The sequence below is a fragment of the Paenibacillus silvestris genome, assembly GCF_009882985.1.
Classification (GTDB): Bacteria; Bacillota; Bacilli; order Paenibacillales; family NBRC-103111; genus Paenibacillus_E; species Paenibacillus_E silvestris.
This window is the reverse complement of record NZ_WTUZ01000007.1, coordinates 5,792-26,724: the sequence shown is the minus strand read 5'-3', so window position 1 is coordinate 26,724 and position 20,933 is coordinate 5,792. Positions and strand designations below refer to the sequence as shown.

The window sequence follows — 20,933 nt, the reverse complement described above, 5'->3', positions numbered from 1 at the left end:
GACGAAAATCGAATTAGGTGCGACGGACAAAAAAGCGGATCATATCGTTGCGCATAAAGTCGTACGAGAGAAAGACCGGCGCCCCCTTGGGGTCATAATGAACTTGAATGAACTTGAGCAAGGGGGAGTTGCTCATCTTCAGTCGGTACGGAAGCATGTCCTCGTCCGTCACTGCGCAAATTTCCATCAGCGCTTCCGCGATCGTAATGCCGTATTTCTGACTGAGGCATTTCGTGAGGGAGCCAGGCTCGAACTTCTCCGGAAAATCGGCCCCTACAATGCTTTGGGGCAGGATGTTCTTGGAGTAAACCACCGGCTCGCGGTTGGCCGTTCGAATCCGGTCGATGACGAAGACAACATCCTGGCTGCTGAGATCGAGCAGTTGAATTTCCTGCGCGTTGGGCTTTCGTTTGAAAATCTGAACTTCCAAATCACCTTCAGTGAGATTGGCATTGCGTATAAGCTCGGTAATGCTGGAGAAGCGGTTAATGGTGCTTTTCATATGCTGACCTTGACGACGTACATAGTAGCCCGAGCCCTGTATGCCATGGATTCGGCCGAGCTCGATCAAGTGTTTCAGCGACCTGCGGATCGTTTCCCGGCTGACTTCGAAGCGACCGCACAGTTCTCTCTCCGTCGGCAGCCTCTCTCCTTCAAGGAAGAGCCCCTGATCAATTTCATTGATGAGAATGGTGCAAATATCTGAATATCGATTTACCATAACAGCTACATTCGCTCCTTTGCCGTGGCCACAACCAAGGATGATCAACCTGTATTCAGCATAAGGTCCGAATGTTAGTAAGGAATAAACCAGCACGCAAAGAATGCTAACGGCAGGTTAAGCTTCCGTAAATTGGTCTAGATGAATTTCGAGAAATCTTGGAGAAAAAGCCTATTTTCACAGGGGATTAGCGATTTTGTTGATCGTATTGGGCAATTATGGAACGTAATTTGTCTAGAACAATTTATTGGATGGCGGATCATGTGAGGGGAAAATGATGACTTTCGTTCGAACAAGGAGCTTTGATTATTGTGACGTTAGGGAAGAAAGGAAGGAGGGAGGAGTGGCTTGTTGGATAGACATTTCTTTCTACTTGCAAGGCTAAGTTGTGAATCGTACAGGAAATATGGTGGCCCGTACGCTATAAGGCTATTAAGAAGCAGACATAACTTTCATCTCAATTGGACCGATACTCCGTATTGGTCATTTTCAATTTATGTCCCTATTTTGCTCATTCCCGTGGCCGTACAATAATAAGCATAATCTGGTTAACAGTCATGAAGGAGAGGTGCGACCTATGTTGAAGATCGAAAGAGCCGATCAAGTTTTTACGTCTAATGGATATTGGAAGCAATTGAGCAAGCGAATGATACAACATAAATTGATATATTTGCTTGCTCTGCCCGGCATCGTGTTTTTTATTGTATTCAAATTTGTTCCATTATTTGGGCTTTTACTCGCATTTAAAAACTACAGTCCCTATTTAGGTTTTACAGGTAGCGAATGGGTAGGTTTTAAACATTTTAGTGATTTGTTTGCGGATCAAAATTTCTACATCATGCTGCGAAATACATTAGCCATTAATGTGTTCGGTATCATTTTTATGTTTCCATTACCTATCTTACTCTCGCTGATGTTAAATGAAGTTCGTCATGAGGTATTCAAGCGATTCAATCAATCTATTGTATATTTGCCCCATTTTTTGTCTTGGGTTGTTGTTTCGAGTATGACCTTCTTCGTGCTATCGACGGATGTGGGGCTTGTGAATAAGCTGATCAGCGCTGCGGGCTTTGAAACCATCTCTTTTTTATCAGAGCCGAAGTACTTTTGGGGATTAATCACTGCTCAGACCATGTGGAAGGAGGTAGGTTGGAGTACAATCATTTTTCTTGCAGCGATGGCTGGGGTCGACCCACAAAGATATGAGGCTGCTGTTGTGGATGGAGCTAATCGATTTCGCCAAATTTGGCATATCACTTTACCTGCCATTCGTTCGACAATCATTATTCTATTAATCTTGCGAATAGGTCAAATAACTGACGTCGGTTTCGAGCAAATGCTGCTAATGATGAATCCCCTTGTTATGCAAGTGGCTCAAGTATTCGATACGTATGCGTATACACAAGGGATTTTGAGAGGTCAGATCAGCGCGGGTATTACGATCGGCATGTTCAAGGGTGTTGTCGGTTTCATTCTGGTCATGACCTCTAATTATATAGTCAGAAAGTTAGGTCATGAAGGAATTTATTAATGAAAAGGGGTGGAAGAAAAATGAGTGTAGCTACACGTAAAAAAATATCCATATTTGATTGGATTAACTATGGTCTACTAAGCCTAATTTCATTAATTTGTCTGGCTCCGTTTCTCTATGTATTCAGCGTATCCTTTACGGACCCGGATGTGTATATCCCGTTGCAATTTAATTTATTTCCACAAAAATGGTCGCTGTCGGCGTACTCCTATATCCTATCTACGGGTAGTTTCATCAATGCTCTGAAGAGCACAACGTTCATCACGGTTGTAGGTACGGCATTAAATTTGATCGTATCGTTCTCGATGGCATACGCATTAACAAAAAAGGCAATGCCAGGCCGTAACGCGATGATGGGATTTATTATTTTCACGCTTGTATTTAATGCGGGCATCGTTCCGAGTTATTTATTAGTCAAGCAACTTGGGTTGTTAAATTCATATTGGGCACTGATTTGGCCCGTCTTAACAAGTGCATGGAGCTTGATTATTATTAAGAGTTTTCTTGAATCCATGCCTTCTGAGCTTGAGGATGCAGCCAAAATTGATGGTTGTTCAGATATTGGTGTTTTCTTGCGCATCGTAATCCCGTTATCCATGCCTGCAATTGCTACATTCACTTTATTTTTTGCGGTATCTCATTGGAACACGTATTTCAACGCTGTCATTTACTTATCGGACTCGAAAAAGTGGACGCTGCAGGTGTTGGTAAAGTCGTTGGTCATCGACTCAGATAATGCGGGAATGGCAGGAGCTAGCGGAGATGAGAAATCCATTCCACAAGAAACGATACGGATGGCTTCTATCGTGCTAGCCATGTTACCTATTCTTGTTGTCTATCCGTTTCTCCAGAAGCACTTTGCTAAAGGAGTAATGCTTGGTTCGGTTAAAGGCTAACTCAAGAATTTATATGAAGGAGAGATGAAAATGGTAGGAAATTATATAAATTGGTTAGATAAGCCTCAACGTATTATACAGACCAACTTGCAGATTAGGGATACCCACTTAATTAATCCTCGTAAATTGGCGTCGCAAATGAAAGAAATGGGTGCTACGGCGCTCGTATTTAATGTCGGCGGCATCTATGCGTGGTATCCATCTAAGATAGACGGGCATAAAGTAAATGAGTACCTTCCTCAGGACTCTGATCTACTGAAGGAAGTTATTGAGGCTTGTCATGAACAAGATATTCGCTTCATAGCAAGAGTGGATTTCAGCAAGACAGATGATGTTGTTTACCTTAGGAAGCCACATTGGTTTGTAAGACAACCTACAGGATTGCCGGAAATTATTGGCGCTGAGCGCCCTGGCAATTGGTCACTACTTATGAGTACGTGTTTAAATAGCGGCTATCGAAATGAAGACGTGGCGATACCTGTGCTCGAAGAAGTGCTAAGTAATTACGATGTAGATGGCATATTTTTTAATGCGCCGCATTATGTGCCTTGTTACTGCGAAGTGTGCAAGGATAAATATCGTAATCGCTATGGGGTTGAAATTCCACTTGACCGAAACTTATTTGCTGTAGATTGGTCATCTTCCTGTATACGAGATAATATGGACAAAATGTACAAGTTTATTAAGAGAAAATCTCCAGAAGTACCCATGATTCTATATTATAATCTGTACAAAGATAATCTGTATGCTCGTATGGAAACTACGGATATATTATGTACGGAACCGCAAGATATTTTGTCAGAAGGGCATCATCGTATTCCGGAGTTCTGGAAGCCTGCGCTTAGCATAAAGCTTGGACGTTCGATTCCAGACAACCCTCCGCCGCTTGGAATCGTTCACTCAAGCCCTGGCATGGAGTGGAGGCATACGGGCTTACCGCCGGCGGAATATCGCTTCTGGTTGGCTCAAATTACTTCTCATGGAGGAAGCATATGGCATTCTCTGACTGGCATTCCCGATACGATCACGGATAAACGAATTATTGAAACGGTAGCCGAATTTAATCGAAATGTCAGTAAAGTAGAGATGTATATGGATAAGGCGCAAACGTTAGCGCAGGTAGGGTTAATGTGGACAGCTGATGCAGCAGCAGAGGGTTGGGCAGATGGATTGATCAACTGTCAAATACCGTTTGACGTGTTATTGCAAGAACAGGCTACTTCGGAACGGCTGACGCGATATAAGGCACTTATTTTGCCTGAAGGTATGAACGTAACCGATGATTTCACTGCTGTCCTGAGAAAGTTTGTAGAAGAAGGTGGACATCTAATTAGCGAGGGAGAAATCTCGGATCAGCTGGAGTTGCGGAAATTGTTAGGAATAGTAGGTGGTTCATCTGTCAGCGAATACCTAACGGCCGCATATCTACGTTTTGAAGGAGCTAACAATCCGCTTCAGATTGGAATGGAGGATACGGAGCTAATTCCGCATCGTGGAAAGGTTCATTATACTAGGCCGACAAACGCGAAATCGAGCGTGCTGGCAACGTTGGTTCCGCCGTTCTCTCCGTTAGAAAGCGTCGGTGCTCCGCCCGAAAGAGCATCATTACCAGTCAGCCATACCGATATTCCACTTTGCATTCATCATGTATCGGGGCTCGGAGGTTCTGTATATCTCACCTTTTCATTGAGTGCCCTCATTAATGAGTATAAGTTGGGTGAGCATTATGAATTAGTATCCAATATAATTAACATAGCACTTGGCGAGGATAAAATGGTCGAGGTTACCAAATATCATGGCTTGCAGATGTCGATGTTCGAGAAAAGCGGCCAGTGGCTTGTCCATCTGGTTAACGGAGTCGGAAGAAGGCCGCTCGCAACGAACATTCCACTTCATAACATTGAAATAAAGATAGCGCTTAGAGGCCGGAAAATAGCCGATGTACGGCCGTTGATATCCGGCGAATCCATTGCGTATGATGTAAAGGGGAATCATCTAGTCCTTAGACTGCCAAAGCTGGATATTTGGGAATGCCTGCTAATTGAATTTCAATAGTGGTACAATTTGATATAGCAACATTAGAAAAGCCTGCATCCTAAAATGTGTGGGCTTTTTTTGCCAACATGGATCTCCTACCTTAATGATAAACGATATTGGTTGGGGGACATCATGACATGTCGTTGAAACGCCCGATTCAGATTCCTTTCAGAGTAGCCAATGATTTCAGCAATCTCAGTTATGCTATAGTTAGTCTCTTCCAGTAATTTTTTTGCTCGTTCGACTTTGTATTTCATTAAATACTCAATAAAGGTCATTCCAGCTTCTTGCTTGAATAATCGACTTAAATAGGAAGGACTAATTTGGACGAGTTCTGCGCATTCAATTAGAGAAGGCATGCCTTGGTTGGCTTCAATGTGTTGACAGACAAGTTGTACGGCTTTGCGCGTTGAATTCGTACGGCTTTGTTCGGCAATTTGTTTATGAATGGGGAAGAGAACTTCGATGAACCATTCCTGAACCTCGCTGTAGGTTTGTCTAGCCTTAAGCTGTACGAATAGATTATCCCCAAGATTGTCGAGCACGCCATAGCCCATTTCTTCAAGCGATTGAATGATGGAGGACAGAAGTATATGGTAGCAGTAGATGGCTGTATTATAAGAATCGGAGATACGTATTCGTTCGTAAAAAAGCTGTAGCGATTGTTTCGCCATCAGATGATCGCCTTGAAGAAGGTACTCTGTAATTGATAATTCAATATCCTTGGGGTAATTAAATAGGGATAATCTCTCTGCTGTAGCTGTTTTACTTTCAAATAGAAAAATGGTCCGGTTATCATCGAATAACCGTTGTTGCAAAGCGCGTGATGCCTCTTTGTAGGATTCGGAAATAAGAGCGATTTCTGAACGCAAACCACCAATTCCAATTGAAACATCGAAGGAAAGATGCGTTCGAAGAATTTCGCGAATTTTTGTTGCATAAGCAAGAAGAGCCTGATTCCTATCTGTCTCATTGGCTGAATCCTTGAAATGTATGACGGCAATGGATTCCCTTCCATCCTCGCCTAGAACGAATCCTTCAGATATGTGTTCATGATCAATCAACTCATGCATGACGTTTTTCACAGCAAATGCAATAACAGGCCCCTCATTGGGAAAAAAACGCTTTTCCTTAAACAAGTTTTCCGGTCTCACAATGAGCACGGCAAAACGACCACTCATAGGCAGTTGAAACGACTGGCAACCATCTTCGACTTCAGCGAGCTTTACGACATTACTTGAAAGCAGAAGTTTCATCATAAATTGATCGCGTAAGGCTGGTTGGATTTTCTGAACATAGTTTTGGAGAGAACTGGCCTGCTCATTTAAATAGGCCAAACTTGAACGGATATAATCCAACTCATTTCCAGAACCTGAGACACGCCCTAGAGCACCGTTTCGCAACTGTCCTCCATACCGAATCAGTTGATCGATTGGACTGTAAGCGAACTTTGAAGAGGCGATCGTAAGGATAATACCAAATATGAGAATAATAATGACGGAGCTCACAATAAGCAGGCGTAACCAATTTAATTGTTTTGTTAGTTCTTGTTCCGGCCAGAGCGAGATATAGGTTCTTCCCAACGAAGATTTGTTGATTGCGGTTAGAAATTTCTCACCGGATTCGTTTGTTGTGATAAAGGATTGATTTTTGCCATCGTAAGTCAAAATGCTCTTGTACAGAGGCAATTCATTCGTCGATTTTCCTAGTAAGGATGAATCGGTTGAATGGAGCAGTATAGTATTGTCCGAATCGATTACGATAAGAGATTCTGATAGCTTGTCAGTGACGGATTGAAAGATAAGTTTTTCAATTTCGCTGGCTTTGACCTGAAAGATAAGCAAGCCTTGCAAAGGGCCAGTTCTCATGACAGGAAGTTGACGAACATAGGAGATATATCCGTTTTGGCGATAGCCAGGAAAATAAGTCCATCCCTCGCTTTTAGTCAAACTCATAGCAGCTTGGATGCTACTCTGCTGTGGTGAATTTTCAAGCGTAGACTTTCCATAGAAATTAGTAAGTACTGTATCGGACATGCTGCTGTAGAATACGATGTCCTGGATCAGAGGACTTGCATTTTTCTGAACCTGCATATAGTCGAGGAGCTCCAACTGCGTAACAAACTGTTCAGAGAATGTGGGCTGTCCAAGCGCGGAACGAAGAGAAGGGTTGTTAAGCAACTGTAAAGATTGATATTCTACGCTTGTCATTGCGCTTTCCGTTCTATCTTTTAATTGAGTAAGAGAAGTAAGGCTATCTTCTTGAAATTGATGCTTAAGCTTCTCAACGGAAATTTGATAATAGGCGGAACCGAGTATGATAAGAGGCAGAGATACGGAAATACACCCCAACCATACGAGGCGTTTAAAGTAATTAGTTCGAGGTATTGCGTATTGAAATAGGTGTTGAATTTTTCTTAGCCAATTCATGATGGCATTCCCTCTCTCTCCGTGGATCTACAAGAGCTAGAAATAAATAGACAAGGAAGGTAATCAGAATGAGTTCTGATTACCTTCCTTCCTGTATATCAATGCGTACGGATATAAATCACGGTTTTATCGCTTTATATTGGGTCGCGAATTCCGCATATGCTTTTTTAGCCTCTGGCAAGTTGTTAATAGTGTCTACATATTTTTGGTATTCTTCCATCGTAATTTGACCAACGATTGCTTTGGTAACCATGGATTTCCACTCATCTTGGCGCTTAGCCCATAGTTCATTCCATGTGTCTGAATTGAGATAGTTGAACGGATCCACGCTGCCGATTTCGTCAAAGTTTTTTACTTCAGCTATTTTGGCATCATTATAAGCTTTATCTCCCGATGCGCTGATGACTTTTCCCCATTTCATGGTGGCAAGTACGCCAGCGTTTTTGCTTGTGGTGTTTACTTCTTTAACACCTTTCTCATTGAGGACCTTTTGTCCGTCTATTACGGTGTGATGAACGCCTTCAATTCCATAATAAGCTAAATCGGTCATTTCATTAGAGGCCGTTTTCTCGAAATAGTCAAGCAGTTGTATGACTTTGGCTTCTGGAACTTTCTTGGAGATTAGGAAGCTTCCGGTGCCGCCGATCGTCAAGTTAACGGCATAAGCCTTCGGACCTTTTAATGTCAAATTGAGAATCTTTGCTTCCGGTTGGCCGTTCTTCTTAATCAAATCCTCCCATTCCTTATCCCACCAGATACTTCTTGTATAGGAAGCAGCGCGTCCAGTTGTGAATAGGTCTTGCGCTTGGGTACGTTTCGTTACAGCAAACTCTTTAGATAGCGCACCAGACTGATAGAGTTTTCTGAAATAGGCGATTGTATCTGTATATTGAGGATTTAGGTTTGTGTAAATAAGTCCTCCTTCGTTGTTGTAGGTTGGATTCATGGCTCCAAAGCCGGAAGCAAATGAAGCGTCGCCATCGCTAATGATAACGCCTCCGCCAATTAATCCGAGCGTATCAGCGCGACCGTTTCCGTCAGGATCGCCCTGTGAGATTTTGACTAGTGCATCTGCGTATTCGTCAAGCGTTGTAGGTACGGGAATATTGAGCTTCTTGAGCCAGTCTTGGCGAATCTTGATTCCTGGGTCAATCGCAGAGCGTGATCCAGGCAGAGAATAAATTTTTCCGTTAACCGTTCTATACTTGAATGCATTCAAGCTGACATTGTTTTTCAAATTGGGATATTTGCTAAAATCGCCAAGCAGAGGCGTAAGATCCCAGAAAGCCCCGCTCTTAATTGCGCCGATCAATGAAGGCCTTTTGAAGTCTGGAACTGACAGCACCTCCGGCAATTGTGCCGATGCAAGCAAGAGATCCAATTTCGTGTCCAAGTCCCCAGAAGGTACCCATTCCATATTCAACTTCGTATTGGTTCTCTTTTGCCATTCCGTCCAAAAAGCATCAGTCATTTCAGGGACTTCATTATATAGTCCCGCGAACATTTGAATGGAGAGAGGCTCCTTTGTTGAATTGACAGCGTTTTCAGTACCCTTCGAGTTGCTTTGCGTGTTCCCCACGTTAGATGAGCATGCCGTCATGCATGTAATTGTTGTGAGAATCATGATTAAAACCGGTAATCGTTTTACTACGTTCATCTTTCGTATCCTCCCCGAAATAGTGTTAAAGCGCAGCGTGATGATGAGCGCCATAGCTTCAACTTCATCATAATTTCCATTCAAAGGGCAGAATAGAGACATTACTTGTATAGATCTTCTGAGAAAATAATTGTCCTTGCGAATGCGGTGGAATGTGGGATTTAAGGCTTGGGAACTTGGAAAAGTGTAAGAAAAGTCCGAAGCAGATAGTTCCAATTATCTCTTGCCACTCATGTTCTTTATGAATTCTTTAGGCGAACATTTGTTGTAACGATTGAACAGTTTGTAGAACTGCGCTGTGCTTGGTATACCGGATGCATAGGCAATCTCAGTAATACTTAAATTTTGGGTAAGAAGAAGTCTCTCGACGTTTTTAATGCGTTTATGGTTAATAAACTCTATGAATGAACATCCCATGACGGAACGGAAATATCGGATAAAGTAATGGTAACTGAAGTTAAGGAGCGTACATGCATCTTCAATCGTAATTTTATGATGCAGGTTGCGCTCGACATAGTCGAAGACAGGTCGGAGTCGTTGAATATCGTAGGAATCGTTATTCTGAAGAAGACCACGGGTATCGTGACGAACGAGAAGCCAAAGTAGACGCTTAATGGCGGCGCCTATGAACAACTCGTAACCACGCTCTCTTTGCTGAGATTCATCGTATATGGATTGAATAAGAGAGAATGTCTCCTGGCGCACTTTTGGAGATTCACGTAGCAAATAATTAAGCTCACTTAGCGCACGAGTTGTTTCAGAGAAGCCATGCAGGTAAGGAAGGTCGCTTTGGTCGAAATACCGAAATATATCGACTTGGAAAACAATGAATTTTAAAGGAGACAAGCTCGTTCTATGCGTTCTGTGCAACTCGGAGGAACCTAGAAGGACAGTGTCTCCGCTTTGAAGCGAGTAATACTCATCTTTTGTTTGAACACCCATATTTCCTTCAGTAACGATCAGAAACTCGACTTCTTTATGGAAATGCCAGGTTCCAGTGATCTCCATATCGGGTTTTAGGGGCTTAAGATCTATCTCCCATATTTTCAAGTATAGAGAAGGGTTGAAGTAGTCGACAATTTCCTCTTTGACGGGAGACACGTGTACATGGCTAGAGATTTTCAATGAGGAGCACCTCGCTTTTGTAGGCAATTACGGAATCAGTATATCACGGATGTCATTTTTGGAGAAGAAGAGGTCAGGTTTGATCGTATCTTTTGTTTAGTGGAGGTGTCTATAATCGGAGGTATATTAGCACATTGAAAATTTAGGAGGCGAATTCGTATGAACGAAAAAAAACGTGTTTTGATCTGGAATGAATACCGACATGAGCAGATAAACGAGAAAGTGAAAGCAATCTATCCGAAGGGAATCCATCATGCTATTGGGGAAGGTTTAGGTAGTGAACTGGAGATTGGTTACGCGACTTTGGAAGAAGTAGAGCATGGACTATCGGAAGAAAGGCTAAATGAAACAGACGTACTTATTTGGTGGGGACATAAAGCACATCGCGAGGTTATGGACGAAATTGTAGAGCGCGTGTATAAACGCGTATTAGCGGGGATGGGACTGATTGTTCTGCACTCGGGGCATTTCTCTAAAATATTCAAAAAGCTGATGGGCACAACTTGCAACCTGAAATGGCGAGAAGCCGACGAGAAGGAAAGACTGTGGGTCGTGGCACCTGGCCATCCAATTGTAGAAGGCATTGGGGAATATATTGAACTGGAACAAGAGGAAATGTACGGCGAAAGCTTCGAAATCCCAACGCCAGATGAGCTTATATTCGTCAGTTGGTTCGAAGGCGGAGAAGTGTTCCGAAGTGGCTGCACGTATCAGCGCGGGCAAGGAAAGATATTCTACTTCCGACCTGGGCACGAAACGTATCCGACCTATTACAATGATCAAATCCGAGCTGTTATTCGAAATACTGTGCATTGGGCAGCGCCGACGACAAGACCGGCACCTAGCTTCGGCAACCGCAAGCCGTTAGAAAAGCTTAAGTCGCAGCAGGAGGTATAGTCCATCATGTCTGCTGTGAGTAAAACATATAGGCTTACACAAGTCGGTTGTGGGAATATGGCTAAGCGCTGGGTGAAGTATGCGATGTCTCGTGCGGATATAGAAATCGTCGCATTGGTTGATATTAATAGATCGGCTGCTGAAGCAATGGCAAGGGAATTTGGGATTGACTGCTTATGCAGCGAAGATTTGGAATACGCCATACGCCAAACGGATTCGAACTTAGTCTTCGATGTGACGATTCCCGAGGTTCATAAGCAAATTGTAATGAAAGCGGTAGAATTAGGTTGCGACGTGATCGGCGAAAAGCCAATGGCCGTTTCGATGGCAGATGCCATCGAGATGGAGGGTTTTGTACGACGGCATGGCAAGACATATTCCGTTATGCAGAATCGCCGCTTTTCCAAACAGATCAGGGAAGCACGAGGAATGATCGATCAAGATCGAATTGGAAAGCCCGGACAAACAACAGCGGATTTCTTCTTGGGACCGCACTTCGGCGGATTTCGTGATGTCATGAATAATCCTTTATTATTGGATATGGCTATTCATACGTTCGATCAGGCAAGGTATTTGCTTCAGGCTGATCCCATATCCGTGTATTGCCATGAGTTCAATCCCCCGTATTCTTGGTATAAGGGAAACGCTTCGGCAATCTGTATCTTCGAGATGTCGGATGGATCGGTGTTTTCATACAACGGATCATGGTGTGCACATGGCGCACCAACATCTTGGCAGGCAAGTTGGCGGGTTGTAGGTTCTAAAGGCACACTCATATGGGATGGCGACAATGATCCATATTGCAACGTGTTGCGGGGAGAAGAGACTGCTGATTCACGCATGCAGGAGTTTGAAACAGTTGGATCTTCCGAGATCTGGACTGGAAAAGAAGGGCATGACGCTTGTTTCGATGAGATGATGGCATCGCTTCATGAAGGCCGAAAAGCAGAAACGGATTGTTCCGATAATTTGGTGAGCATGGCTATGGTTTTTGCTGCAATTGAGAGCGCCAAACGGGGAGAGAAGATCCCCATATCCATAGATACGGTTATTAGATGAGGAGGTACTATTTTGAAGAAAATCGGATTTATTGGTCTCGGCAATATGGGTTTGCCAATGGCTCGAAATTTAATTCAAGCAGGCTATGAGGTATACGGGATAAACAGAAGCAAAGCGGCTGAAGAGCAGCTTGAAGCATTAGGGGGACATACGGGTCACACTATCGCGGATCTTGCCTCACACATGGACTTGATTATGACATGTCTACCGCTACCTGCTGATATAGAACAGGTGTATCTGGATGATAACGGTTTGATTAACAATGGGCGTGAGGGTCTCATGCTGATTGACAACAGTACAGTTAGTCCGGAGTTAAATCGTAAAATATACGTAGCTGCTTCAGGGCGCGGCATTCCATTTCTCGACGCGCCGGTTAGCGGTGGTACGACAGGTGCCGCAGCGGGTACACTGAGCATTATGGTCGGCGGTGATAGAAACGATTTTGAACGAGCGCTCCCCGTGCTTCAAGCAATCGGCAAGCAAGTTGATTACGTTGGCAGCAGCGGAAGCGGCTCGGTCGTGAAACTTATTAATCAACTGATGGTTGGTATTCATACGCAAGCGGTTAGTGAAGGTTTGGCGCTTGGAAGGAAATCATCTGTTGGAGAAGAGAAACTTGTGCAGATTTTAGGTTCGAGCTTTGCAGGAAGCCGCATGCTTGAACGTCACTATAGTAATCACATCGCTAAGGAAGACTACAAGCCTGGTTTTGCAATTAAGCTTCTTGGAAAAGATCTTGACCTCGCAATTGAAATGGCCAAGCAAAGCGGTGTAGATCTATCTGTCGGCAACCGTGTAAGAAGCTTGCTGAAAGGCGCGATCCGAAACGGTTTCGCAGGGCAGGATATGTCCGCTATGCTGGGCTTTCAACTTCAGCGGGACGAGAATAAAGAGCTCCTGCATTTTGCCGTTTTTCTACCGATGAAAGATGCGGATAAAAGCGTGAAGTTTCGAGAACAACATTTACAATTTCTAGCGAATCGGCGAGAAGAAGGCAAGCTGCTGGCAAACGGACGATTTACAGATGGAGCTGGCGGATTGGTTATCTACAAAGGAAATAGCCTAGATGAAGTCGAGGCATGGGTGAAAGAGGATCCTTATATTATTGAGGGAGCCCGCAATTATGAGATTCATGAATGGGATATCGTGCTTGCTGAATAGATGGCCTTTTTCATTTGGAAAGTAGGGAAGACAATGAAGATCATTATTGCGCCAGATTCCTTCAAAGGAAGCATGAGTGCAGCCGCTGCAGCACTAGCTATTGACAAGGGCTTTAGGAGATATATGCCCAATGTTCAAACTGTACTCATTCCGGTAGCCGATGGAGGAGAAGGGACAATTGATTGCCTGATAGAAGGTATCGGAGGCGTGTATAATTCGGCAATAGTAACTGGGCCATTAGGAAATCTGATAGAAGCCAACTACGGTGCGATTAAGTCAGGCTCGGTCGCTGTAATCGAGATGGCTTGTGCATCAGGTATCTGTTTATTATCGGAAGATCAAAGAAATCCACTACTAACAACAACTTATGGAACGGGTGAATTAATCTCCAAAGCACTTGATGCCGGATATCGCGAATTCATTTTGGCAATTGGCGGGAGTGCTACGCTTGATGGTGGTGCAGGGATGCTGCAAGCGTTGGGTATGCGATTACTAGACGGAGATGGGGAAGATGTTTCATGGGGAGGAGGGGCGTTGGACAAGATTGTGACCATCGATAATCGTGGATGGGATCCACGAATTGCCGAGTCTCGATTTCTGATCGCTTCGGATGTGCAGAATCCTTTGATCGGACCCGAAGGCGCTGTTCATGTTTTTGGTCCTCAAAAAGGTGCTACCCCTGTAATGATGAATCAACTTGAGCGAAATATGACACATTGGGCTGATCTTATCGAAGCACATACAGGCATGCATCTGCATGATAAGCCCGGTGCTGGTGCTGCAGGCGGTCTTGGTGGATCATTCCTTGCTTTCTTTCCTGCTAAGCTGCAACGCGGGATTGATGTTGTTATCGAGTATTCCTCATTGCGTCAGCATCTAATAGACGCAGATCTTGTCATAACAGGAGAAGGCCGGATTGACAACCAAACGGTATCTGGCAAGACACCGATGGGCATTGCTCAAGAGGCACACAAATTCAATGTTCCTACGATTGCCTTCGCTGGTTCGGTAGGCAAAGGGATCGAACTGTTGTACGATGTTGGTATTCATAGTGTTCATAGCATTATGAACGGTCCTATGCCATTAGAAGAAGCTATGAAGCAAGCACCTGAGTTGTTAGAGCAAGCGAGTGAGCAGATCATACGAACACTATCAATTAAGGTATCTTCTTACCTGGTTTAGATAAAACGACTAAGCATCCATCAATCATATATTGGGATCTACAAGAATTTCTAAAAGGCTTGAGCAATCAAGTCTTTTTTCTAATGGGAAAAATCACAATTGAAGAAGTACCTGCTGCAATCAAATAGTGATTTTTGTAATGAAAACATGGCTTTAACGGGTCGAAGCTTTCAATTTGAAGCCGTTCATACACGTATCCCAAGCTTGGTTAAGTCCTCGCCAGTCTTCTCCTTTCGGTAGGAGCACCGAGCTAATGCCACCTAGCCGCCAATCCTCGTAAATCACGTCTTTGCGATCTTCCTGGTGGTTATTCACGATCAGAAGGTGGAACTTTCCGGGCATAAGCCTTTTTAATGCTGCGTGCAGCTCCTGCGCTTCCTTTCTATTAGAATTGGTTCTAATAAAAAGAATGGGTTGACTTTGAATGGTTCTCATAAACCGATCTACGCGTCGATTGAGCTTTTGTTTAAACTCGGGATAAGCATCCCGCCATCGATCAGCAGTAAGATAGAGGGGAAAATCATGGAAAGATATAATGTCAGTTGCGTTATCTCTTACAACAAAACACTCATAGGTTGTACCGATAAGTTCAAGCTGGTTAGGTTCCATAAATCCTTTGAAACGTTGATCTATTAAACGAACCACTCCCCCGATTGAATCGGAAACAAACCAATCTAAGGGACCCGCATGTTTTCGTAAGCCCAGTCTTCTAAGCTGATAGGCTGTTTGACATGTGGACCCCAGACTCACGTAGGCCTTATAACCACCTAGGGAATCGCGCCATTTCATAATTTTCACTCCCGTTTCAACAAACGATCTCCACAATGACGAGTAGAATTAAAATATGCAAAAATTCAAATTGTGCTTGGGCAAATATACGGCAAATGTGGGTGATGGGTGAGTTGGGTACTGACTGGTCTTATCCATACATGGTGAAGTGAATGCTTACGCACTAGGCACTAAAAAGGCCACCCTTATCTTAATCTAAGGGTGGCCTTTATGGTAAATGAAGGTCAAATCTAAGATGAGTTGCTGTGGTGGTTACTATATAAGATTCAAGTTAAAAAATAATGCGTGGGCACATAGCTGGAATTTGCAGCTATTTTTTCTGGGTGCTCAGTTCTGTTCGATTTCATTGTCCGAAATGTTTATTATAAATACCGGCTATTCAATAAGAAATAGGGTACATACGTCCAATCAATCACTACCTAACCAACATATTTTATACCGTAGTGACAAATCACCAGAGNAATGAGTATACATGGGCGCAGTAGGTTATGGTGGTAGTTGTGCAGGTTATGGTAACAACGCAGCAGCTATTTTGGTTCTCTTTATTCTTTTGGTAATCATCACATCAGCATTTGTATGGTAATTTCTCAATCTAACTGAGAAAAACAAAAACGGTCCAATCGCGAAACAGATGCGATGATGGGCCGTTTTTTCTCGTTGATCATGATTTTATTATGAAAAATGATCAACCGCAAATCCTATAGAAATGGATGCGGATGCGGATTGAGCTGCCCAATCTTCAACGGCTTTTTCGCATACCCAAGCTCCACCGGCACCTGAAGTACTCTCTTTAGCCCAGTCAAGCGTTGCATATGATGTCCGAACGTCATCGGGAGCATTCCCGGAATCAGAACTTTTACGCAATGCAGCCCGTTACGCAGCGTTTCCTGTGACGACTGATCCACCACGATCACATCGAGGTTCAAGCGGCGAAACACCTCAATCGTGTCCTTCAGATCATCAGTTAGATCCGTATGACTCGCCTTACGCTTGAACTCTTCGTCAAACCTTCTAAGTGGACGCTGTCCCTCCAGCAAAAATTGCAGTCGTTCCTCTGCTTGCGGCAAACCGTACAGCAGGGCGTGATCTTCCATTTGCAAGACGAGATACGGATCGTCGAGCATTTGCTTCAAATGTTCCAGCCCCGCATCAAATCTCTCCTGCAGGTAGATCAATCTGCCGGCCAATTCGTGAATGGCGCTTTTCGCGGCCCGTACGGGATCCAAATGAGCTCCTGCCGCACAGATAAGATTCAGCTTCCCGGGGCTGACGCTTTTGGCGAGTGCCCAAATACTTGGAATCCCATTCTCCATCGTCATGTTAAACAAATGTACATCATATCCAGCTACTGCGCGCAGCCTTTGGAGCATGAGCAGCAGTTCCTGGTCATTAGCGGAATTGGGGTCAAGCCTAGGGATTGGTAACTGCGCGTACCAGGTCATCAGGAATGAGTCGCGTTCCGTCACTTCCAACATCCCATGTAAGATGGCTTCCTCCAAGCTTCCGCCTAACGCGCACCCGTTGGAGCCTTCCTGGACAAATCCGCTGCCGAATCCTGAGCTGTAATAAGCGAGACTTTCCGGAACAAGGAGCGGGCTCTCCTGCACTAGTGAATAGCCCCATACCCAATCGATCGGAAGGTCGGGATCAAACGGTTCGAACGTGAAATCAGGCTGAGCATACTGTTTCTTCGAATATAACCCAACCTTGGAGGGCTCAAGCGCTTGATCCGCAACACGGTTGAGGCTGTCGTAGATTACAGTTCGTTTGCCTCGGGGGGTTATACCGCAGTGTCGCTCCAATCCTTCCAAGATCGCGGTTAATTCGCTTTCCGCATAAGAAAAGCTGCGACCTCCCGTTACCTCATCTCCCAATAGAAATGACGGGAGATTGACCCCCACCCCGGCAAATGGCGACACAAGGTCTAGCCCCTTGGCATTAAAAACGCCTGTCCGGGAATCCATATAATCCTTGGCCAAATGTGGTTTCAGGTCGTCTATTGGACGGCAGCGGAAACTCTCGGGGCTTATCTTCGGTCTGGGCTTGAACGAAATGTTGGACGCCGCTGATGAATCGTCGGGCAAGCTGCCGCACACCTCACAGAGCGGGTCAGGCAGAATGAAATGGAGGGAGCTGTTCAGAGAATTCAGATTAACGATATACATATGCTCCTCCGTATGGGTTCGGCTGCCTTGCAGCACTCGCTCTATTTCTGCAATGAGCAAGTGAGCTGTATGCCAAATTCCTAAAGGCGAAGATTGTACGTGTTGCAGGTCTCCAGGCGACGCCGTGAAACGTCGGTTATCCGCACACTGGGAGCATCCTGGCGTACCCGGACGAACGAGCGGACCAACTATGCCCTCATCCATGAAAAAAAAGCCTCGCAACCAAGGGATGCCAGCCTGCTGTAGAACCTCTTCAGTCTCGAAGTATCCTGAGGAAGGCCAGTCATCGTGCAGGACCACTACCAAATTCGCTGCTTTCGGTATTTCAGAAGTGAAATCTGTCTGTCGAACGACCTCATAGCGGTCCAATAGTTCTCCGCATACGTAGTCGGCCAATACACCTTCTCCGACAGCTGATAGGATAGCATTCATGCCGTTCACCTCATCTCACAGCCATGTGCTCGCTCGTTTCTTTAAGATGATTTCATTATATCTGTGAGAAGACAAATATATGCGCGTAGTGGACAATGTGCATACAATGTTTCTTTGCTCGGTATAAAACATGAGGACAAATAGCTGTACATAAAATTACTTGTGAAGGGTTGGGAAAGATCGGGAATGACGAAGGAGGAATAAAATGACAAATTCCAACCATAATCCAAAATCCTATCGTCACGCCAAAGTATTGGCGGTTGGCGCTGGTCCGTTTTTGATTTCACTCATTTCTGCGCTCCTTATATCCGGAATGCCCAAGATTCATGTGCTAATCGCTGGTTCAGAGCCGACTGATCGGCAACGGATGTTAAAACTGGTGGCAGATGCCCGTAAAACAGACCCTGAGGTAACCATTGAAGAAGTTACCTTGCATAAGGAAGGGGATAGCAGTTGGCGACAGGCAGTGAGACCATTTGATTCCATTTTGTTTGTGTCTCAGGAAGGTGATATCGAGCAGCTGCGAATTCTTCACACGATTTGCAGGGAGGAGAGGAAGGTGTATCTTCCCGCAGTGTGTCTGCAGCAGGTGGGGCTGGCGGGTCCGCTTGTCCATCCCGACTGTGCGGGATGCTGGGAGTCAGCATTTCGCAGTATTCACGAATCTGCGATAGATAAGGACCCTCAACTGCACACCTTTTCTTCTACAGCTGGAGCGATGTTAGCGAATGTGATCGTGTCTCAATTATTAAACAAGATGACGGGACCGAGTGATGGGGAACAAAGTAATCAATTCTTCCTGCTTAATCTGGAGACATTGGAAGGGAAATGGCATTCGTTCATGCCTCATCCACTTGTCACTGGACGTACCGCAGCTGAGTGGATGGATGATTTCGATCTACAGCTCGATCGGAGATCAGACAAAATTGAGAACGGATTACTTGTTTCTTTTAGTCGATTGACATCTGCGGAATCAGGGGTTTTTCATCTGTGGGAGGAGGGGGACTTAAAGCAGCTGCCGCTCTCTCAATGTCGTGTTCAGGCAGCCGATCCGCTATCGGAAGGGCCTGCTAGGCTTCTGACAGACATTATTTGTGCCGATTTGACGCATGAAGAGGCGAGGCGGGAAGCGGGGCTGACCGGGATTGAAGCCTATGTGTCTCGAATGGCCGGTCTGCTTGTTTCGAAGCTTCTATCGTCTCAGGAACCAGAGTGCATGAGGATAGGTGAGCAAGAATTTATTGGTGTTGGAGCGGGAGAAACTGTTGCCGAAGGCATTGGCCGAGGGCTACAAAGGAGTTTGACCGAGGTACTGGGCAAGCGACAGGCAGATCAATTACCAGCTGTCTTTCGAGTACAGTTGTCTGCAATAGAAGATAAACACTGCGAGTTTTATTTGCAGGCTTTGACGATGATGAAGGGAACGCCAATGGTTGGTTTAGGAGAAGAAGTATTCGGATTCCCTGTAGTGTGGGTTGGTGCAAGTGATCGTTGGTATGGCTGTGTAGGTTTGAATGTGACCTTGGCATTGCGGGGGGCCTTGCAGCAAACTTTGATGGAGGCACAAAACCAACAGGCTTGCTTCACAACGAAAGTATGGGAGGTATCGTCTGTCCAACTAGCCGAACAGTTACCTTTCATTATTGAAATCCCTTCCTGTGATGAGACTTTACAAACGGAAGTTATGAAGTCGGCTTTACGGATTTTGGAAATCAACCGTAAGCGGCTCTTGGTCTTGGATCTAGGAGTAGAACCGTTTTTGAAAGAGGAAATGGCCGGTGTGTTTGGCGTTTTGTTGCGAGAGGGGGAATCCCCGGATGAGCGCTATCTGTAGGAATAACGGAAAAAAACGGCCCCGAATTTTATTTCGCGGCCGTTTTTTTCATGTTGTTTATTGTGTTTGGACTANAATTACCATACAAATGCTGATGTGATGATTACCAAAAGAATAAAGAGAACCAAAATAGCTGCTGCGTTGTTACCATAACCTGCACAACTACCACCATAACCTACTGCGCCCATGTATACTCATTCCCTTCTGGTGATTTGTCACTACGGTATAAGATATGTTCGTTAAATAGCGATTGATTGGACGTATGCCCTAGATTGCGTATTGGAATAGTTCGCATTCATAATAAAGAATACAATTGGTTCATTCAGGTTGGTTCCAACAAGAAAAAAACGGCACGCATGTTATAACGGCCGTTTTTTCTTGTTGTTCTTAGTGTTGGTTAAGAAATTACCATACAAAAGCTGATGTGATGATTACCAAAAGAATAAAAAGAACCAAAATTGCTGCTGCGCTTGAACCGTAACCTGCACAACTTGCACCACAACCTACTGCTCCCATGTGTACTCATTCCCTCCAAGGTAATTTGTCACTACGGTATAAATTATGTCCATTGGATTGCAATTGATTGGACGTATGCCCCAAATTTCTTGTTAAAATAACTGGGGATTTTTTAATAAGGCTTTACTTCGGTCGCTATTTCGGTTGGTGGGCGCTACGGCTATTATAATTATTAAGATTTTATATGATTCGTGTCAGAGTTATTGAAATGGATTTAGGAAGCAACTATACTAAACTTACCGGCCGGTCAGTAAGTATGATTCATCAAGAATTATCACCAAGAAGGAGCCTGTAAAAGATGAGTAATCAAAGCAAAGCAGATGTGATGTACAGAAATAATAACAAAGAGAATACATTCCTATTTCTTAGTGACGTCAATTCAATATTGGTAAGCGGGGACGATACGAACGGAGAGTTTTGCGTCGTGCATTGTGCCGTCAAGAAAGATGATGGACCTCCACTGCATTTGCATGAAAAAGAAGATGAATCTTTTTACGTTCTA

At 44.4% G+C, this 20,933-nt stretch carries 17 protein-coding genes and 1 pseudogene; 10 read left to right on the top strand and 8 right to left on the bottom strand.

Annotated features, from left to right (window positions below):
* Positions 1–13 precede the first annotated feature (13 nt).
* Positions 14–721, bottom strand: a complete 708-nt coding sequence (locus tag GQF01_RS02625; RefSeq protein WP_161405339.1) for a GntR family transcriptional regulator — start codon at positions 719–721, stop codon at positions 14–16.
* A gap of 577 nt (positions 722–1,298) precedes the next feature.
* On the opposite strand from GQF01_RS02625, the gene GQF01_RS02620 reads away from it, so the two are divergent.
* The 3 genes from GQF01_RS02620 to GQF01_RS02610 are packed head-to-tail and all read left to right on the top strand — an operon-like array spanning position 1,299 to position 5,203.
* Positions 1,299–2,252 (top strand): ABC transporter permease, encoded by a 954-nt coding sequence (locus GQF01_RS02620; RefSeq protein ID WP_235958861.1) that lies wholly within the window; start codon positions 1,299–1,301, stop codon positions 2,250–2,252.
* Positions 2,253–2,272: 20 nt separating this feature from the next.
* On the top strand, positions 2,273–3,148 hold the full coding sequence (locus GQF01_RS02615) for a carbohydrate ABC transporter permease (RefSeq protein WP_161405338.1): 876 nt from the start codon (positions 2,273–2,275) through the stop codon (positions 3,146–3,148).
* A 30-nt stretch (positions 3,149–3,178) separates the two neighbouring features.
* Positions 3,179–5,203, top strand: a complete 2,025-nt coding sequence (locus GQF01_RS02610; protein ID WP_161405337.1) for an alpha-amylase family protein — start codon at positions 3,179–3,181, stop codon at positions 5,201–5,203.
* 77 nt (positions 5,204–5,280) lie between these two features.
* Here GQF01_RS02610 and GQF01_RS02605 read toward each other — a convergent pair whose 3' ends face one another.
* The 3 genes from GQF01_RS02605 to GQF01_RS02595 all read right to left on the bottom strand — a co-directional run bounded on the left by GQF01_RS02605 (position 5,281) and on the right by GQF01_RS02595 (position 10,279).
* Positions 5,281–7,395, bottom strand: coding sequence for a helix-turn-helix domain-containing protein (locus GQF01_RS02605; RefSeq protein ID WP_235958858.1), 2,115 nt, complete (start codon positions 7,393–7,395; stop codon positions 5,281–5,283).
* A 337-nt stretch (positions 7,396–7,732) separates the two neighbouring features.
* The gene (locus GQF01_RS02600) at positions 7,733–9,271 is read right to left on the bottom strand and encodes a type 2 periplasmic-binding domain-containing protein (protein WP_161405335.1); all 1,539 of its coding nucleotides are present in this window, start codon (positions 9,269–9,271) and stop codon (positions 7,733–7,735) included.
* 216 nt (positions 9,272–9,487) lie between these two features.
* A complete protein-coding gene (locus GQF01_RS02595; protein WP_161405334.1) occupies positions 9,488–10,279 on the bottom strand; it encodes an AraC family transcriptional regulator in 792 nt (263 codons plus the stop codon).
* Between the two features lie 276 nt (positions 10,280–10,555).
* Here GQF01_RS02595 and GQF01_RS02590 point away from each other — a divergent pair, with 276 nt between their 5' ends.
* From GQF01_RS02590 to GQF01_RS02575, 4 genes are read left to right on the top strand one after another with little or no spacing between them, the layout of a single operon-like run.
* On the top strand, positions 10,556–11,293 hold the full coding sequence (locus GQF01_RS02590; RefSeq protein ID WP_161405333.1) for a ThuA domain-containing protein: 738 nt from the start codon (positions 10,556–10,558) through the stop codon (positions 11,291–11,293).
* Positions 11,294–11,299: 6 nt separating this feature from the next.
* Positions 11,300–12,352 (top strand): Gfo/Idh/MocA family protein, encoded by a 1,053-nt coding sequence (locus GQF01_RS02585; protein WP_161405332.1) that lies wholly within the window; start codon positions 11,300–11,302, stop codon positions 12,350–12,352.
* 12 nt (positions 12,353–12,364) lie between these two features.
* Complete coding sequence (locus GQF01_RS02580; RefSeq protein ID WP_235958855.1) at positions 12,365–13,513, top strand: NAD(P)-binding domain-containing protein; 1,149 nt, start codon at positions 12,365–12,367, stop codon at positions 13,511–13,513.
* 33 nt (positions 13,514–13,546) lie between these two features.
* On the top strand, positions 13,547–14,695 hold the full coding sequence (locus GQF01_RS02575) for a glycerate kinase (protein ID WP_161405331.1): 1,149 nt from the start codon (positions 13,547–13,549) through the stop codon (positions 14,693–14,695).
* A gap of 153 nt (positions 14,696–14,848) precedes the next feature.
* Here GQF01_RS02575 and GQF01_RS02570 read toward each other — a convergent pair whose 3' ends face one another.
* Positions 14,849–15,484, bottom strand: coding sequence for a DUF1796 family putative cysteine peptidase (locus GQF01_RS02570; RefSeq protein ID WP_161405330.1), 636 nt, complete (start codon positions 15,482–15,484; stop codon positions 14,849–14,851).
* Between the two features lie 472 nt (positions 15,485–15,956).
* On the opposite strand from GQF01_RS02570, the gene GQF01_RS02565 reads away from it, so the two are divergent.
* Positions 15,957–16,067, top strand: coding sequence for a YjcZ family sporulation protein (locus GQF01_RS02565; protein WP_127455728.1), 111 nt, complete (start codon positions 15,957–15,959; stop codon positions 16,065–16,067).
* 115 nt (positions 16,068–16,182) lie between these two features.
* On the opposite strand, the gene GQF01_RS02560 is transcribed toward GQF01_RS02565, so the two are convergent.
* Positions 16,183–18,081: a TOMM precursor leader peptide-binding protein gene (locus GQF01_RS02560; RefSeq protein WP_161405329.1), complete on the bottom strand. Its 1,899-nt coding sequence runs from the start codon at positions 18,079–18,081 to the stop codon at positions 16,183–16,185.
* A 205-nt stretch (positions 18,082–18,286) separates the two neighbouring features.
* Between GQF01_RS02560 and GQF01_RS02555 the strand changes: the two genes are divergently transcribed.
* Entirely contained in the window at positions 18,287–19,915 is a 1,629-nt protein-coding gene (locus GQF01_RS02555) for a bacteriocin maturation protein (protein WP_202556022.1), read from the top strand.
* 77 nt (positions 19,916–19,992) lie between these two features.
* On the opposite strand, the gene GQF01_RS02550 is transcribed toward GQF01_RS02555, so the two are convergent.
* The gene (locus GQF01_RS02550) at positions 19,993–20,103 is read right to left on the bottom strand and encodes a YjcZ family sporulation protein (RefSeq protein ID WP_127455728.1); all 111 of its coding nucleotides are present in this window, start codon (positions 20,101–20,103) and stop codon (positions 19,993–19,995) included.
* 217 nt (positions 20,104–20,320) lie between these two features.
* Complete coding sequence (locus tag GQF01_RS02545) at positions 20,321–20,431, bottom strand: YjcZ family sporulation protein (protein ID WP_161405328.1); 111 nt, start codon at positions 20,429–20,431, stop codon at positions 20,321–20,323.
* A gap of 298 nt (positions 20,432–20,729) precedes the next feature.
* Here GQF01_RS02545 and GQF01_RS02540 point away from each other — a divergent pair.
* Positions 20,730–20,933, top strand: a pseudogene (locus GQF01_RS02540) (cupin domain-containing protein); the annotation flags it as partial.